This window comes from Nonomuraea sp. NPDC049028, from assembly GCF_043197735.1.
Classification (GTDB): Bacteria; Actinomycetota; Actinomycetes; order Streptosporangiales; family Streptosporangiaceae; genus Nonomuraea.
Window position 1 is genome coordinate 199,642 of the sequence record NZ_JBICTR010000017.1, and the last position, 15,642, is coordinate 215,283.

Consider the following 15,642-nt stretch of genomic DNA (forward strand, 5'->3'; position numbering starts at 1 on the left):
GATTAGACGCAAATGGTCACCCGCGAGTTGTGCTGCTTCACCCCTCTATGCACGTACCACCTGGCTTCGTAAAAGCGTTTCAGGTCAGGGCTGGATGTTCTCCAGGTCCTCCAGAAGGCGCGGATGCTTCGGCTCCCAGCCGAGCGCCCGCCGCGTGTAGGTGCTGGAGGAGGGCTGGTCGCTCGCGAAGATCGGGCCGAGCGGGCCGTAGGTCTCCGACGGCACCGACTCGACCGGCAGGCCCAGCCGTCGGCCGATGACCGCGGCGATGTCACGCACCTTGTCTCCCTCATCGTCCACGGCGTGCCATGAGCTACCGGCCGACGCCGACTCCAGGGCGAGCCGGAAGAGGACTGCCGCGTCGAGCGCGTGCACGGCCGGCCAACGCTGTGCGCCGTCGCCCGGGTAGCCGGACAATCCGGTCCGGCGGGCGATGTCGGTCAGAAAACCGGCGAACCCGCCCGCGCCCTGGTTGTGAACCGTGCGCGGCAGGCGTACGGCCGTGCTCCGGACCCCGCGCGAGGCCAGGCCCAGGACCGCCGTGACCGCGCGACCGCGACCGCCGACCGGCCCATCGGTCGGCAGCGGGTCGGCCTCGGTGGAGAGGCGGCCCGGCACATAGGGCGTGCCCGAGACGGTGACGAAGGGGCGGTCGCTGCCGACGAGTTCCTCACCGAGGGTCGCGAGGGCGGCACTTTCCTCGACGACCGACTTCGCGAGGGCGTCGGGGCTGCTGAAGTCGTTGCCGAATGCCAGGTGGATCACCCCATCGGTCTGAGCGACGCCGGCGCGAAGGATGTCCAGATCGGCGAGACCTCCCCGGAGCGGCTCGGCGCCGGCCGCCTCGGCGACCAGCGCGGACGCGTCGGAGCGGGCGAGGGCGAGGACGGTGTGGCCGTTGCCGAGCAGTTCGGTGACGACGGCGGAACCGATCAGACCAGTGCCACCGGTGACAAAGACGCGCATGGAACTCTCCCGCAAGTGATGGGACTCTTGTCCCATCACATTAGCAGGGTGACGGGACAAGAGTCCCATCACGCTAGGATGGACCCATGGGTCGCTGGGAACCAGGGGCGCGCGAACGCCTCGTCGTGGCTGCCGTCGACCTGTTCGCCGAGCAGGGGTACGACGCCACGACGGTCGCGCAGATCGCCGAGCGCGCCGGGGTCACCAAAAGCACCTTCTTTCGGCACTTCCCCGATAAACGCGAGCTGCTGGTGGCCGGACAGGAGACGCTGAGCCGGCTGCTGGCCGAGGGGATCGCCGAGGCGCCCGGTGACGCCAGCCCGCTCGAGGCGGTCGCCGCCGGTCTCGAGCGCGCGTCGAGCGCGATGGGCCCCATGAATCGCGAGCTCGCCCCTCGCCTGAAGGCGGCCGTCGCCGCCAGCGCCGAACTTCAAGAGCGTGACGCCCTCAAAAGCGTCAGCCTCGCGACCGCGATGACCACCGCTCTGGTCGCCCGCGGCGTACCCGATCCGGCCGCGGCTCTCGCGGGCGAGCTCGGCGTCCTCGCCTTCAAACGGGGGTACGCCCAATGGTCCGAGGGCGACCGCGACGCCAAGGACGAGCTCGCCGGGTACACGCTGGCGGCCCTGGACGAGCTGCGGGCGGCGAGCGCATCACTGGGCTGATCGGCAGGCGTGCTGCGTAGATAATCTGCATGCATTGGCCTAGAATCGATCCTGAGCATGGATTAGAGGGTGTTCAGTGCTGCTTAGATTCAGAGGCGCCAACCATAGATCGTTCCGTGACGAGTTCGAGGTCTGGCTGGCGGCGAGCAAGTTCAACCAGGGGGCAAGCCGCCCGGCCGGTCTCGCCGAAGACCCCGACTTGGCCTATCTACCGGCGACCGCGATCTACGGCTCGAACGCGTCCGGCAAGTCGAACGTCCTGCATGCCATCCGCTGGATGCGGCAGGCGGTCCTCAACTCCGTCCACGGCTGGTCCACCCTTGACGGCATCCCGCGCGAGCCGTACGAACTCGACCCGGCCGCCCGTACGGACGCTTCCCTCTTCGAGGTCGACATCGTCCTCGGCGGCGACCGGTACATCTATGGCTTCGAGGTCTCCGACCAACGAGTCGAGACCGAATGGCTGCACACATACCCCGGCGGACAGGCCCGTCGGCAGGTCTGGTTCGAACGCGACGCCGACACCGACGAGCCCTTCACCTTTCCCGGCGAAGGGCTGAAGGGGCCGAAGGAAAGCCTTGTCTCCCAGACTCGGCCCGACGCGCTGTTCCTGACCGTCGCCGCAGCCTTCAACCAGCCCTATCTCAAGCCGGTCCACGACTGGTTCCGGCACAACCTCTGGTGGATCAGCCCAGGCCGCGACTTCGAAGATCGGCAGAGCTTCACGCGCAAGATGCTCGACGACCCACTGCAGCGGGATCGCATCATCGCGCTTCTCAAGGTCGCGGACCTGGGGGTCGTGGGAACCGAGATCGACAGCCTGACCGGCGAGCTCCGACTCGTGCACCAAGGGCCCCACAGCCCTGTCGCCCTGAGCTACGAACGCCAGGAATCGATGGGCACCCGATCCTGGTTCGCCTTCCTGGGCCCCCTCCTCACCACCCTGGACCACGGGGCGGCCCTCCTTGTCGACGAACTCGACACCAGCCTGCATCCTCTCTTCGCCGCCGAAGTCCTCCGGCTCTTCCAAGATCCCGCGGCCAACCCCAACAACGCGCAATTGGTGTGCACGGTCCACGACGCGACCCTGCTGGGCCGCACGCACCTCTTCCAGCCGCTGGAGCGGGACCAGGTGCGCATCACCGTCAAGAACCGGGATGGCGCCTCCGAGATCTATCCGCTGACCGACGCCCGCCCCCGCAAGTCCGAAGCCCTCGACCGCAACTACCTGGCCGGTACGTACGGCGGCGTACCGAGGCTGACCGTCGGCGAGATCGCAGAGACGCTCGCCGGCCCACTCGCGGAGCCGACAACGGAGGTGCCGACCTGATGGCCAAACGCGGGGCGCCCGGTGCACCTGGCCACGCTCCCAACTGCGACATCCTCCTACGCGATCCCTCTACCGACGTCTACCGCATCCTTGAGGTCCTCGGGATCGTCTCCTAACGATCTTTGCTCTTGGTACGACGGGTCCAATTTCCCGATTGCGAACGGCCTGACCGGGCCATCCAGGCTCCGCCCCGCGTCGAAGAGGTCGAAGAGAGGGAAACCGCCTGAAGGGAACTCGCATGCGTACTGCCATCAAATTCGTGATCATGCTCGCAGTAGCGCTGGTCACCGTCGCAGCCGTACAGGCCGCGGCCTCCGCCGCCACGGCCATCGAGTACGGGCTCATGCTCTAGGCGGATCGAGACCGGCCAAGTGCGTGCGACCCTGTTGGGCCGCACGCACCTCTTCCAGCCATTGGGCAAACCGAGCGGAGCTGCTTCCAACCGTCATGAAACGGAGCACAACTTCCAGATCCAGCCCGGGACCGGTAACGTAGCGATCTTCGGCTGGCTCAAGCTACCGGAGTCCCCCGAGGCGGACGCCCATGACCAATCCCGACGCCACCACCCCCGTACGGCTTCGCCTGAATGCCGCCCTGGACGGCCTGGCCACCACCTTTCGCGGGATGACCGCCGACCCCGACGAGATCAACTGCACGTGCCACTGGGGCAGCGCCCAAGATCTCGCCCGTCTGAAGACGCCGGACGTGGCGCTGGACCCCGATCTGCTACGGCGTAGCTATGAGGCGACCGACTGGGACGACCACGCGGCGGTGCTGCGCCGCATCCTGCCCTCGCTCGCCTCCGCTCTGGTCGATGGCCATGGCCCGCTGGGACGACCCACACTGGTCCGACCACACCTACTGAGCCTCCGCGCAGCTGCCACCACGCGCCTCGGGCGAGATCTTGAACGAGCGTAGGTAGGCGTAGGCGGCGTCCAACGCGATCCGCAGTGGTGCCACGTCCTTCTGGGTCTTGGCGAGCAGCAGTCCGCCCTGAATGCCGGCGAACACCACGATGGCGAGCTCCTTCGGTTTCGCGTCCGGAGCGAGCCGACCGGTGGCTCGCATGCGTTCCAGGCCTTCGCTCAGGTATTGCTCCCATCTGGTGAAGCAGGTCGCCAGGTCGGCTCGTGCGGCTTCGTCGCGGCCGGCGAGCTCGTTGGCCATGGTGCCGATGGGGCAGCCGGGCAGGCCGAACGCTTCATTCGTGTCGACGAACGTGTCGAGCCAGCGGCGAATCCCAGCCCAACTGTCCAGCTCGGTCAGCAGGGACATCTGCTCGTCCAGCACGGCTTCGAAGCGGGCGGCTATCACGGCGCGGACCAGGTCATCCTTGTCGTCGAAGAAGTGGTAGAGCTGGCTCTTGCTCGCCCCGGCCCGGGCGAGGATCCGGTCGACGCCCGTGCCGCTGACGCCGTGGTCGCTCATCAGAGCGGAGGCCGCTTCGACGATTCGGGCTCGGCTGCGCCGCCCGCGGTCGGTGGTCGGTTGGTGAGCCATGATCTGGAGCTTAGTCCGTACTGGACGGATCAGTCCACTGAAGCTACATTGGACCAATCCGTCCAGTTCCCCACAGAAGCCAAGGAGCACTGACGTGTCCACATCCGCTTCTCGTCCCGCCGCGCTGATCACCGGCGGCACTACCGGAATAGGCCTGGCCACGGCCCGGGTACTGCATGCCGAAGGGTTCGCCGTACTCGTCACCGGACAGAACCCCGACACCCTCGCCGCGGCCAGACGCACGTTGCCCGACGACGTCACGGTCCTCCGCGCCGACGCCCGTGTCCCCGCCGATGCCCAGGCTGTCGCCACCGAGGTCAAGGAGCGGTTCGGGGGCCTGGACGTGGTGTTCCTCAATGCCGGAGTCGGCCGGTTCGCGCCGTTGGAGGCCGTGGACGAGGCTTTCTACGACGAGCACTTCGACATCAACGTCAAGGGACAGCTGTTCACGCTCCAGCGCGTCCTGCCCATGCTGGCCGAAGGCAGCTCAGTGATCTTCAACAGCGCCCTGGGGGCGGAGCTGGGCCAGGCCGACTGGTCGGTCTACAGCGCCACCAAGGGCGCGGTGATGTCCCTGGTTCGTACGCTGGCCGTCGAGCTCGCCCCACGCGGGATCCGCGTCAACTCCGTGAGTCCGGGACCTGTCGACACGCCGGCCTTGACCAAACTCGGCCTGCCGTCGCACGTGCGCGACGGCTTCCGGACCGCCCTCTCCTCCCGGATCCCGCTGGGCCGGATGGGATCCGACGAGGAGGTGGCCCGCACGGTCGCCTTCCTGGCCTCCCCCGCGGCCGCCTTCATCACAGGGGTGAACCTCGCCGTGGACGGCGGCCTGGCCGTAAGCGCCTGAAAGGAGAAATGACATGACCCAGGTCGCACTCATCACCGGAGGCACTACCGGAATCGGTCTGGCCACAGCCCGGATCCTGCACGCCGAAGGGTTCGCCGTACTCGTCACCGGACAGAACCCCGACACCCTCGCCGCAGCCAGGCGTACGTTGCCCGACGACATCACGGTCTTTCGCGCCGACGCGGGCGTCCTGACCGACGCCGATGCCCTCGCCACCGAGGTACGCGAGCGATTCGGGCGGCTGGACCTGGTGTTCCTCAACGCGGCGGTGGCGCGGTTCGCCCCGCTGGAGGCCGTCGACGAGGCGTTCTACGACGAGCATTTCAGGATCAACGTCAAGGGACAGCTGTTCACGCTCCAGCGCGTCCTGCCCATGCTCGCCGAGGGCAGCTCAGTGATCTTCAGCAGCTCGCGGCTCGCCACACGCGCATTTTCCAACTGGTCGGTGTACGCCGCCACCAAGGGGGCGCTGCTCTCGATGGCACGGGCGCTGGCCATCGAGCTCGCACCCCGCGGCATCCGGGTCAACACCGTGAGCCCCGGCCCCATCGACACGCCCGCCCTGAACAAGCAGGGCCTCCCCGCCACCGCGCTCGCCGACTTCCGGGCGGATATGGCGTCCCGTGTACCTCTGGGCCGCATCGGATCCGACGACGACATCGCCCGTACGGTCGCCTTCCTCGCCTCATCGGGCGCCGGCTACATCACGGGAGCGGAGATCGTCGTCGACGGCGGCATGTTCGCGAGCCTCGCGACCGCACAGAGCGCCAATGACCGCTGAACCAGCAGCAGCGCCCGCCCCGGCCAGGCCGATCTCGCAGTATTTCCCGAAAAGCATTTCGCAAGTCGCACTGATCGTACGTAGTACCGCCACCCCTATGACCTGCTGTCCTCGCCGCACTCCATGTAACGTTCACAAGATCTTGCCGAAAACCTTTTCGCGCGTCATCGTATCCACAGGTCTGCCCTCGCTCCCAGGACTCGGAGGACGCGCATCGATGAAACGATTAGCCGCCGCCCTTACCTCGCTGACCACCGCCCTGGTCTTTGTGATCACGATGGTCGGCGCCTCGCCGGCCAACGCCGCCACGACATTCACCTCGACAGCCGTCAACCAGAACGGCGCCAACTGCCTGACCCTCCCCAACAGCTCCACCACCAACGGCGTCCAGCTCACGCAGGCGTCCTGTAACGGTGGCGGCAGCCAGAACTTCACCTTCACCCCGGTGAGCGGCACCACCGACCAGTACACCGTCGGCACCTCGACCAGCGGCAGATGCGTGGACGTCTACGGCGCGTCCACCGCCGACAACGCCACGGTCATCCAGTGGAACTGCTCCAACGCCAACAACCAGAAGTTCCGCCTGGTCCCGGTGACGGTCAGCGGCACCGACAAGACCTTCAGGCTCCAGGCCGTGCACTCCAGCAAGTGCGTCGTCCCCGCGGGCGGCTCGTCGGCCGCCAACACCGGGCTCGTACAGCTGTCCTGCGACGCGGTGTCCTCACGGACATGGCGGCTGCCGAACTACACCAGCGGTGGCGGCAACCCCACCACACCCCCGGAGAAGACCATCCGGGTGTACTGGCTGAAGCCATCCGATGTGGCCTACGACCAGCGGTGGCCGGACGGCATCGCCAATGTCCTGCGGGAGGCGCAGCGCTACTACAAGCAGGAGCTGGGCAAGACCTTCACCCTCAACAACCCCGTGGTGGAGGTCGTCAACGGCGACCACGTGAAGAACTGGTACGAGACCACCCCCAACGGGAGCGACCCGTACTGGTGGACCGTCTTCAACATGCAGCAAGAACTCCTCAGGAAGCTGAACCTGAGGGCACCCGACCCGCGCTGGATCAACGTGGGTGAGATCAGCGCGGAAGGCAACGGCGCGGGCGGCGGCGGCGGAGGTGGCTGGGTGATCCTGAACCAGCACGACGCCGATGGCGCCGCGGGCGTCAACGGCCCGATGAACCGCTGGTACGGCGGTATGGTCCACGAACTCGGCCACGCCTTCGGCCTGCCCGACTCGTCGTCCACCGACGGGACACCGATGTCCGCGTCGTTCTACGACTACCCGAACACGCATTTCAACCAGAGCCAGAAGAACCAGATCTTGTCCGGTCCGTACGGCAGCTTCCTGAGCTGACCTCGGCCAGACGTACGACCGGCCCGTCCCCGCTCGACCGGGAACGGGCCGGCCCAACGATCACGGGCAGACCTCCCGGTACGGCACGCCGGGCAGATATCGCTGCCAGTCGGCCCGCGTCAGCCCCCGCCCGGCGCGGGCGCAGATCGTGGCGGCCGTCGCCTCGGGCCCGACGGACATGTCGCGCAGCACGCCTTTGTCGTCGAGGGTGTGCAGTACCGCCCCATCGGATCCGAAGGCGGCTGACACGGAGTCCCCCTCCGCCGCCATCGATGGCCCGAGCTTGCGCGGAGTGGCGACGTCCCACAACTGGACCTCCCCCGCGCCGATGGACGCCGCCACATCCCCCTTCGGGGAGAAGACGATCTGGGTGATCCCGACGCCGTCGTTGGGGTTCGCCCGGAATGTCGGGCCGCGCTTGCCGCCCGTGGCCACGTCCCAGAACACGAGCCTGCCCGACTCGTCGCCAGTGGCGAGAACCGCTCCGTCAGGGCTGAAGGCCATTGTCCGCAGCGCGCCGTTGAGACCTCCCGGGCCGAATCCGGGACCCACCGGCTGCCCGGTGGACAGATCGATCAGGCGGTTCGCCGAGTTGGTCACCGGGACCATCATCGGGCTGCCCGGCCGGAACACGACCCCCGACAGGTTCCCGGTTTCGACGGACCGCATCCACGTGTGGTGCGGTACGTCCCAGACGAACACCCGGCTGTGCCCCGTACCTTCGAGGTCGTCGTTGGTGTCGCTGGCGCCGACCGCGACGAGCGTTCCGTTCTCGTTCACCGCCACGGTGGACGCCGTCCAGGGGTCCGGCAACCGGGCCGCGGACACGTGCGTCGGCTGTGAGGTGTCCCGCGTCTCCAGCCGCTGTCCCAGGCCGCCGATGGACGCCAGCAGCCGCCCGTCGGCGCTGAAGGCGAGGGCCATCTGGCTGTCTCCGATGGTGACCTTCAGCGGGGCGCCCAGCGGGCGGCGGCGCGCCACGTCCCAGAGCACCAACTCCCGCGACTCGGCCTTCTGCTGCGTGGCCAGGAACCGGCCGTCGGGACTGAACACCGCGGTCTCCGGGGCGTGGCCGGGCAGTCGCATGGGGTGGAGCAGATCGGAGATGTCGAGGCTCACCACGCTCTCGTCGGCCAGGTAGCGCAGGGTCGTACCGTCGAAGGCCACGTTCTGCGGGGCGACCCGGTAGTCGAGCAGGGTGTTCCCGTCGGAGACGCGGATGAGCTCGAAGCGGTCGTTGCCGTCGGCCACGAGGTAGCGGCCATCGGGGCTGAACCAGATCCGGCCGCCGCCCGTGGACATCCGTTGGGGAAGCGTACGCCGGGTGCGCAGGTCCACGAACGAGATGTCCGAGCCGGTGCCGCACGCGACCGTATGACCGTCGGGGCTGATGGCCGCCACCTGCCCGTCTTTGACGCAGGTCTCGCCGTCATGCCACCTCGCCACCGGCTTCCCGCCCGGCAGGCTGAGCAGCTGGAAACGCCCTTCGAGGTCGGCGTTCACGACCAGGTCGTTGGCCGGAGTGACGGCCGGCCGCAGCATGCCGGCCCTGGTGGAGACGGTCGCGCCGGTCCGTATGTCCCACAGGTCGCCGCCTTGGGACCCCACGACGTTCACGTACCGGTCTCCGGTCAGGAACTGGAGGCCGCCGAAGAATCCCGGCACATCGATCTTGCGCCTGGCTCCCGTCCGCCTGCCGGTGCTCGTGTCCCAGATGGTGACGGCATGACCCGCGGCCACGGCCAGCAGCCGGCCGCTGGGGCTGAGGTCGGCTCCGAGGAACCTGTCCGCGCCCATCTTCAGGTCGTTCCAGCCGCCGATCCTCTTGCCCGTACGCACGTCGTAGAGCCGCACGCCCTGCGGGGACACGCTGACGAACGTACGCCCGTCCGCGGTCATCTGCCGGACGGTCTCGGCGCCGGTGTCGGGGTCGGTGAACACCGCGCGCTCCCGCTGTGCCCACGCGTTCTGCAACGTCGCCCGCGTCGCGGAGATGGGAGCCAGCCGCCAGGCGGCGACGCTGAGCTGCATCGCCCGGACCGGGTCGGTGGCCCGCATGGTGTCAGCCTGCGCCGCCACCTTGCCCGCGACCGCCTCGTCCCGTTGTGCCGCGACGATCCTGCTCTGCTCCGAGACCAGGCGGCTCTGCCGCAGGGCGAGGCCGCCGCCCGCCAGAGCGAGGACGAGCAGGACGGCCAGGGCGACCGTGAGGAGGCGGCGGCGCCGGACCCGGTGGCGGGTGGCGGCGTTGCAGGCGTCGAGGAAGTCGCGTTCGAGCTTGCTCAGGGTGAGGTGGCGGCGGCCGGTGGCGGCCCAGCGCAGTGCCGTCTCCAGGCGGCTGCCCTGGAAGACGTCGCCGTCACGACGTCCATGGGCGTTCCAGTGGCGCGCGCCGGTGTGGATCATGTCGTGTGTGGGCAGTCCGTCGCGCTCGTCGCCGACCCAGGTGCGCAGCCGCGGCCAGGCCCGCACCAGCGCCGGCCGGGCCAGGGTGATGTCATCGCCCCGCGTGGTCACCAGGTACGCGAAGACCTCCAGGATCCGCGCCAGCGCGGCCTGCTCCCGCGGCGTCCTGGCCTCCGATAACTCCTCCCGCGACGCCGCCCGTACGGTCACCTCGCCGGTGTCGGTGACGTTCACCAGGCGCAGGAACAGATCGGGGACGAGATCACGTTCGGCGGGTTCGAGGAATTCGTAGGCGTCGTCGGCCAGGGTGCCGAGAGTGGGGTCGGCCGGGGCTCCACGGTCGAGCAACCCGGCCTCGACGCTGCCGACGGTGAGCAGGTCGGCCCGACTGCCCTGACCGCCACTGCTCTGGCCGCCACTGACCAGGCCGAGCAGCAGCTCGCTCGCGGCCGGCCTGGCGAGGGGGTCTTTGGCGAGGGCCGCCGAGACCAGGGGCCGCACCGACCGCGGCAGCACCGTCAGATCCGGCTCGGCCGACAGGACGCGGTGCATGACCGCGCCCAGACTCTCCGCCCGGAAAGGATCGTCACCGGTCGCCGCGTAGACCATGATGGCGCCCCAGGCGAACACGTCGGCGGGAGTGTCGGCGCGCTGCCCGGTGAACACCTCCGGAGCCATGTACGTCGGGGTGCCGGTGACCTGGCCGGTCGCGGTGAGCGACATCTCCGGGGTCCGCGCCACACCGAAGTCGATGACACGCGGCCCGTCGGGCCCCAGCAGCACGTTGTCGGGTTTGAGATCGCGGTGAATGACCCCGGCGTCGTGGATGGCGGTCAGCGCCGTGGCCACCGCGGTCGCCAGGCGGTGCAGCTCGTCGCCGCTGAAACGCCGCCCGCCGTCGACCGCCTGGCGCAGGCTGGGCCCCTCGACGTACTCGCTGACCAGGTACGGCTTGGGCGCGTCCAGATCAACCGCCAGCACCCGAGCGGTACAGAACGAGGCCACCCGCTGAGCGGCGGCGGCCTCCTTGCCGAACCGGGCCCGCAGACCCCGGTCACCGGCGGCGTTCCCGTGCAGCACCTTGATCGCCACCCGGGCGCCCTGGGAGTCGTACGCCTCGTACACCACCCCCTGCCCGCCGGCCCCGAGCCGCCCGGCCAGCCAGAAATCCCCCAGCCGAAGAGGGTCACCAGGAAGCAGGGCCGACGCCGACACCATCTCACCACCCCGTCATCACTGATCGACTACGTCGTTTAGATGCCGTCCCCCTTCCTGGAGTTGCCATCCTCGCGAGGTCGGCCCGATGACTTTCCCCGCCCTGATTTTGCTGATGAGTAGCAGCAGCGTTTTGTCGGTGAGTTTGGACAGCGCTCGGGGCTGATCGGGTCTGGAATGTCGGCGAGAATTAGCAGCACTCAGAGACCCGGCTACTCACCTAACGTGTTTCTGTGATTACCGATAGGGGCGTGGGGATGGCTGGCGCCGGAAGGGGGCCAGCGCGTCAAGCTTGTTCTTCATCTCTCTGTGCCGGCCATCCGCGCGAACCTGCGGGTACAGATAACGGGTACAGATAAAAGGTGTGGTCTGGGTCGCTGGCTGCTTGGTACGGTCGCGGCCATGGCGATCGTGGAGGCTTTGCGATGGATGGTTCGACGTGCGGGCATGGGCGATGTGGCCGGGCTCGTGCAGCTTGCGCGACGGACAGCGTCCGTTGCTGATGAACCGGATGTGACCAACCGACTCAACGGGTGAGAGCGCATCCATGTCCACCGTTCCCGCGGCCCGCATGAGCGGACGAGCCTGGGTCCTGCTGCTCGTCCTGTGCGGCACCATCTTCCTCGAGGGCAGCGACGTCGCCATGCTGGCCGTTGCCATCCCCAGCATCCGCGCCGACCTCGGCCTGACCACCGGCACCGCGGCGTGGGTGATGAGCGGCTACGTGCTCGGCTACGCCGGTTTCACCCTGCTCGGCGGCCGCGCCGCCGATCTGCTGGGCAGGCGACGGATGTTCCTCACCTGGCTGGGCGTCTTCCTGGTCTTCTCCATGCTGGGCGGCTTCGCGACCGACGGGTGGATGCTGGTCGTGGCCCGGTTCGTCACCGGCGTGGCGGCGGCCTTCATGACCCCCGCCGCCATGTCGATCATCACGACCTCGTATCCGGAGGGGCCGCAGCGCAACAAGGCCCTGCTGGTCTTCGCCGGCGTCGGCGCCGGCGGCTTCTCACTGGGCCTCGTCATCGGCGGGCTGCTGACCGAACTCGGCTGGCGCTGGGTGTTCTTCGCCCCGGTGGCCTTGGCCGGCGCCATCCTGCTCGCGGCGCTCAGGCTGCTGCCCGCCGAGGCCCGCCCTCAGCCCACGCATCGCGGCTACGACCTGGCCGGCGCGGCCAGCGCCGCCGCCGCGATGCTGCTGCTCGCCTTCGGCATCGTCCGACTCGAGCACCGCGGCGAAGGGCTCGGGCTGACCCTCGGCGCGTTCGCCGCAGGGCTGGCGCTGGTGGGGGCGTTCATCGTGATCGAACGGCGCGCCAAAGCGCCGCTCGTTCGGCTGGGGATCTTCCGCAAGGCCGCCATGGTCCGGGCCAACCTCGCCGCGCTGCTCTTTCTGGGCGCGTTCTTCGGCTTCCAGTTCATCGTCACGCTCTACCTGCAGGAGCTGCGCGGCTGGTCCTCCCTGCAGACCGCGATTGCGCTGATCGTCATGGGCTGCGACGCCGTGCTGGCTCCCATCCTCACCCCCCGCCTGGTGAACCGCTACGGCCACACCCGGGTGATCTTCGGTGGCTTCCTGCTGGCGATCGTGGCCTACGGGCTCTTCCTGACGGTCGAGATGGACTGGTCATACGCGGCGATGTTCCCGACCCTGATCATCGCGGGCACCGCCTTCGCCCTCGCCTACGGTCCGCTCACCATCGCGGCAACCAACAGCGTGGCGGAGGAGGAGCAGGGCCTGGCCGGCGGCCTGCTGTACACCTTCACCCAGTTCGGCTCGGCGGTCGGGATCTCCGCGGTGACCGCGGTGTACGGAATCGCCGCGGTCGGCGCCGATGGCTCACCGGGCGCGGTGCTGGACGCCTACCGCACCGCGCTCGTCGTCCCGGTGGTCATGGTGCTGCTGGGGGCGGCGGTCTCCGCCTTCGGCCTGCGCAACGCCAGGCCCGCCGGCCAGCGGAAGGGCGCGGCGCCCGCGGCGCACGACGAGGTCAGCGACGGCGTTCCGGGGTGACTGGTTGTCTTGTGCTCTTCCTCGAAGCTGCGATGATCGCCGCGGCTCGTCCCGCGTCAAGATCGTTCGTCCTCGCACGAGATGGTTTCGGCGGAACCAACCGATCTGGCCCTCCACTCCGCCCTTCTCGTGCGCGCCGACCAGTCCCGGCCGGCAGTAGCAGGCGTCGATACCGGCCCAGCTGCGGAAGGCCACCCACCGCTCCGACTCCACCCGGCGGCGGGAGAAGCTGTCCGCCCCCGGGCCACCGCGGGCTTGAGGTTGTCGTAGCGCACCTTGCCCGTGGGCACGCCTCTAATATGCGGGTCTCGATGTCAAGCCACCAACCACGCTGAGGGTGAGGCCCATGAGAACAATTGTGTCGAGGAGTCCGGCTGGGCCGATCTAGAGTCGGCGCCATGGTCTCCATGAAGCTCTTCGACTCCGAGCGCCGCGTCATCGAGGCTGCGGAACAGCTCGCTGCTGCCCTCGGGCGCGACCCGAACCACACCGTAGCCGCAGCGGCGATGGACACGGCTGGCAGGATCCATGAGGCGGTCAACGTCTACCACTTCACCGGCGGACCGTGCGCCGAGCTCGTCGTACTCGGTGCCGCCGCAGCAGCGGGAGCCGGTCCGCTCGCCACAATCGCCGCCGCGGGAGATCAGGGTCGCGGCCTCATCCCGCCGTGCGGCCGCTGCCGCCAAGCGCTTCTCGACCTCCATCCCGACGTCTTCGTCGCTGTACCGACCGCCGACGGGCCGACACTGCGCCCGATTCGGAAGCTTCTGCCGGACACTTACTTCTTCCCCGATGCGGATGCGCGTCGAATTGTTCGGTTCAACAAGCGCTACTAAGAGGCCATCGCCACCGCACGGAAGACCTCCACCGTCCGCTACGACGATCCGATCGCGCTGGGTCCCGCAATCTTCCTCTTCGAGGACGACGAAGCCCACCGCACGTTGAACGGCACCGTCACCGGCGTCGAACGTCACCGGCTCGATCGCCTCACCGCCGCACAGGCTCGGCTCGATGGTGGCACGAGCATCGACCAGCTCAAGACGGGCCTCCAGGGCCACTATCCCGGCCTGCCCTCCGATGCCGAAGTCGAAATTGTGACGTTCACCGCCCGGTCGGGCTCTTGACCGCAGTCGCACCCGTATGTGGGCCGACCTCCAGGAACGCGAACCATGTAATTGATCTATGCCGGATGGTCAATCCTTACCCTTCTCCGTCATGTCGATCAGCGTTCGCCCTATTGCGGTCCGTAATCATCGCAGTAGTCCGGCAAGGCGGCCGGATCACCTGTGCGCACCGGAGAGGGAAACGGATGAGCGAAGAGCAGGCAGTAAAGGCAGAGCAGGCCATCGGGCCGATCAGGCTGATCGCGCCACTGGAGGTCTCCGCACCGGCACCCACACCGGACAGGATGTGGGAGCTTCCCGGCGGCACCGCTTGGGTGTACTACGGAGAAGGCCACCAGACCCTGGTCAATCCGGTCATCCTCGCCGACGGCTTCAACACAGGTCCGTCCAACCTGCACGAGTCCTGGCATTTCCTGGAGCGGGGTGACTACCCCCTCATCAGCGAGCTGCGCCGCCGTGGCCGCGACCTCGTCATCCTCGGCTTCGCCGAGCGCAGCGCGTCGATCCTGGACAACGCGCAGACCGCCATCGCCGCCATCACCCAGACGCTCGCCGAACGGTACGGGAACACGCCGCTCACCGTCGGCGGATTCAGCATGGGCGGCCTGGTCACCCGCTACGCCCTGGCCAAGATGGAGCATGACGGCCTCGACCATCAGACGGCTCTCTACGTCTCCTACGACAGTCCGCATCGGGGCGCGTGGATCCCGATCTCCCTGCAGGCGTTCGCGCACTTCCTCAGGCCGGCCAACCCCGTCTTCTCCCGCCAGATCAACAGCCCGGCCGCGCGCCAGTTGCTGTTCCGTCACATCTCCGAGGTCGGCAGCGATCCCCAGCAGGACACGCTGCGTACCGATTTCCTCGACCAGCTCCGCGCGGTCGGCTCGTGGCCCAGCGTCCCGAGAAAGATAGGGGTCGCCAACGGTGTGGGAAACGGCACCGGCAATGGGGTTCCGGCCGGCGTCGAAGCGCTCAAGTGCACCGGCCTGGTGTTCAACGGCACCGTGCTCTACACCCAGTCCGCCGGGGATGACCAGCAGGTGGCCGTGCTCAGAAGCATCCTCGGCGCCCACAAGGACATCCGTACCAGCGGGCTGCCCGAGTTGGACGGCGCACCGGGCGGGACGCTGGAGTCCTTCGGCATTCTGGCCGACGCCCTGAACAAGCACGGTCAGGCCGAGGTGTACTACCGCTCCATCTGTTTTGTCCCCGCGGTCAGCGCTGTGGCGATCCGCGACCTCGAGAACCAGGACGATGTGTACGCCGACATCGGCAGCCTGCGCCCGTCGCAAAGCGAGCTGGACGAGTTCCTGTGCGCGTCCGACAACGAGGCGCACACCCAGATCACCGAAGAACTCTGCACCTGGATCCTCGGTCGGCTCCCGGAGCCGACGTCACCATGAGCGATGCAGCCCACATAAGCCCTTTCTC

14 protein-coding genes are annotated in these 15,642 nt (G+C 68.3%); 11 read left to right on the forward strand and 3 right to left on the reverse strand.

Features of this window, described 5'->3' with window-relative positions:
• Nucleotides 1-84 precede the first annotated feature (84 nt).
• Nucleotides 85-966 (reverse strand): SDR family oxidoreductase, encoded by an 882-nt coding sequence (locus tag ACGFJ2_RS51685; RefSeq protein ID WP_393481391.1) that lies wholly within the window; start codon nt 964-966, stop codon nt 85-87.
• Nucleotides 967-1,052: 86 nt separating this feature from the next.
• Between ACGFJ2_RS51685 and ACGFJ2_RS51690 the strand changes: the two genes are divergently transcribed.
• From ACGFJ2_RS51690 to ACGFJ2_RS51700, 3 genes are all read left to right on the forward strand, one after another.
• A complete protein-coding gene (locus ACGFJ2_RS51690) occupies nt 1,053-1,631 on the forward strand; it encodes a helix-turn-helix domain-containing protein (RefSeq protein ID WP_357943262.1) in 579 nt (192 codons plus the stop codon).
• Nucleotides 1,632-1,707: 76 nt separating this feature from the next.
• A complete protein-coding gene (locus ACGFJ2_RS51695; RefSeq protein ID WP_393481394.1) occupies nt 1,708-2,961 on the forward strand; it encodes an ATP/GTP-binding protein in 1,254 nt (417 codons plus the stop codon).
• Between the two features lie 543 nt (nt 2,962-3,504).
• Entirely contained in the window at nt 3,505-3,879 is a 375-nt protein-coding gene (locus ACGFJ2_RS51700; protein ID WP_357943256.1) for a hypothetical protein, read from the forward strand.
• Here ACGFJ2_RS51700 and ACGFJ2_RS51705 read toward each other — a convergent pair.
• Complete coding sequence (locus tag ACGFJ2_RS51705) at nt 3,820-4,461, reverse strand: TetR/AcrR family transcriptional regulator (RefSeq protein ID WP_393481397.1); 642 nt, start codon at nt 4,459-4,461, stop codon at nt 3,820-3,822. The genes ACGFJ2_RS51700 and ACGFJ2_RS51705 overlap by 60 nt on opposite strands.
• Before the next feature lie 94 nt (nt 4,462-4,555).
• Here ACGFJ2_RS51705 and ACGFJ2_RS51710 point away from each other — a divergent pair, with 94 nt between their 5' ends.
• The 3 genes from ACGFJ2_RS51710 (at nt 4,556) to ACGFJ2_RS51720 (ending at nt 7,455) form a co-directional block, all read left to right on the forward strand.
• Nucleotides 4,556-5,311, forward strand: coding sequence for an SDR family oxidoreductase (locus ACGFJ2_RS51710; protein ID WP_357943252.1), 756 nt, complete (start codon nt 4,556-4,558; stop codon nt 5,309-5,311).
• A 13-nt stretch (nt 5,312-5,324) separates the two neighbouring features.
• Nucleotides 5,325-6,092, forward strand: coding sequence for an SDR family oxidoreductase (locus tag ACGFJ2_RS51715; protein ID WP_393481400.1), 768 nt, complete (start codon nt 5,325-5,327; stop codon nt 6,090-6,092).
• Between the two features lie 217 nt (nt 6,093-6,309).
• Nucleotides 6,310-7,455, forward strand: a complete 1,146-nt coding sequence (locus ACGFJ2_RS51720; protein ID WP_357943248.1) for an RICIN domain-containing protein — start codon at nt 6,310-6,312, stop codon at nt 7,453-7,455.
• Between the two features lie 60 nt (nt 7,456-7,515).
• On the opposite strand, the gene ACGFJ2_RS51725 is transcribed toward ACGFJ2_RS51720, so the two are convergent.
• Entirely contained in the window at nt 7,516-11,079 is a 3,564-nt protein-coding gene (locus tag ACGFJ2_RS51725) for a protein kinase (RefSeq protein ID WP_393481403.1), read from the reverse strand.
• 399 nt (nt 11,080-11,478) lie between these two features.
• On the opposite strand from ACGFJ2_RS51725, the gene ACGFJ2_RS51730 reads away from it, so the two are divergent.
• From ACGFJ2_RS51730 to ACGFJ2_RS51750, 5 genes are all read left to right on the forward strand, one after another.
• Nucleotides 11,479-11,613 (forward strand): hypothetical protein, encoded by a 135-nt coding sequence (locus tag ACGFJ2_RS51730; protein WP_357943244.1) that lies wholly within the window; start codon nt 11,479-11,481, stop codon nt 11,611-11,613.
• Nucleotides 11,614-11,623: 10 nt separating this feature from the next.
• Nucleotides 11,624-13,087 (forward strand): MFS transporter, encoded by a 1,464-nt coding sequence (locus tag ACGFJ2_RS51735; RefSeq protein WP_393481406.1) that lies wholly within the window; start codon nt 11,624-11,626, stop codon nt 13,085-13,087.
• Between the two features lie 398 nt (nt 13,088-13,485).
• Nucleotides 13,486-13,923 carry a hypothetical protein gene (locus ACGFJ2_RS51740; RefSeq protein WP_393481409.1) on the forward strand — a complete coding sequence of 146 codons (438 nt, stop codon included), beginning with the start codon at nt 13,486-13,488 and terminating at the stop codon, nt 13,921-13,923.
• Between the two features lie 6 nt (nt 13,924-13,929).
• Complete coding sequence (locus ACGFJ2_RS51745; RefSeq protein WP_357944566.1) at nt 13,930-14,211, forward strand: ASCH domain-containing protein; 282 nt, start codon at nt 13,930-13,932, stop codon at nt 14,209-14,211.
• 185 nt (nt 14,212-14,396) lie between these two features.
• Entirely contained in the window at nt 14,397-15,614 is a 1,218-nt protein-coding gene (locus tag ACGFJ2_RS51750; RefSeq protein WP_357943238.1) for a hypothetical protein, read from the forward strand.
• Nucleotides 15,615-15,642 lie beyond the last annotated feature (28 nt).

Bases quoted from the DNA above. Each gene is read 5' to 3' on its own strand.
- ACGFJ2_RS51685 (WP_393481391.1), bottom strand. From the start codon at position 966: ATGCGCGTCTTTGTCACCGGTGGCACTGGTCTGATCGGTTCCGCCGTC.
- ACGFJ2_RS51690 (WP_357943262.1), top strand. From the start codon at position 1,053: ATGGGTCGCTGGGAACCAGGGGCGCGCGAACGCCTCGTCGTGGCTGCC.
- ACGFJ2_RS51700 (WP_357943256.1), top strand. From the start codon at position 3,505: ATGACCAATCCCGACGCCACCACCCCCGTACGGCTTCGCCTGAATGCC.
- ACGFJ2_RS51705 (WP_393481397.1), bottom strand. From the start codon at position 4,461: ATGGCTCACCAACCGACCACCGACCGCGGGCGGCGCAGCCGAGCCCGA.
- ACGFJ2_RS51715 (WP_393481400.1), top strand. From the start codon at position 5,325: ATGACCCAGGTCGCACTCATCACCGGAGGCACTACCGGAATCGGTCTG.
- ACGFJ2_RS51720 (WP_357943248.1), top strand. From the start codon at position 6,310: ATGAAACGATTAGCCGCCGCCCTTACCTCGCTGACCACCGCCCTGGTC.
- ACGFJ2_RS51725 (WP_393481403.1), bottom strand. From the start codon at position 11,079: ATGGTGTCGGCGTCGGCCCTGCTTCCTGGTGACCCTCTTCGGCTGGGG.
- ACGFJ2_RS51730 (WP_357943244.1), top strand. From the start codon at position 11,479: ATGGCGATCGTGGAGGCTTTGCGATGGATGGTTCGACGTGCGGGCATG.
- ACGFJ2_RS51735 (WP_393481406.1), top strand. From the start codon at position 11,624: ATGTCCACCGTTCCCGCGGCCCGCATGAGCGGACGAGCCTGGGTCCTG.
- ACGFJ2_RS51740 (WP_393481409.1), top strand. From the start codon at position 13,486: ATGGTCTCCATGAAGCTCTTCGACTCCGAGCGCCGCGTCATCGAGGCT.
- ACGFJ2_RS51750 (WP_357943238.1), top strand. From the start codon at position 14,397: ATGAGCGAAGAGCAGGCAGTAAAGGCAGAGCAGGCCATCGGGCCGATC.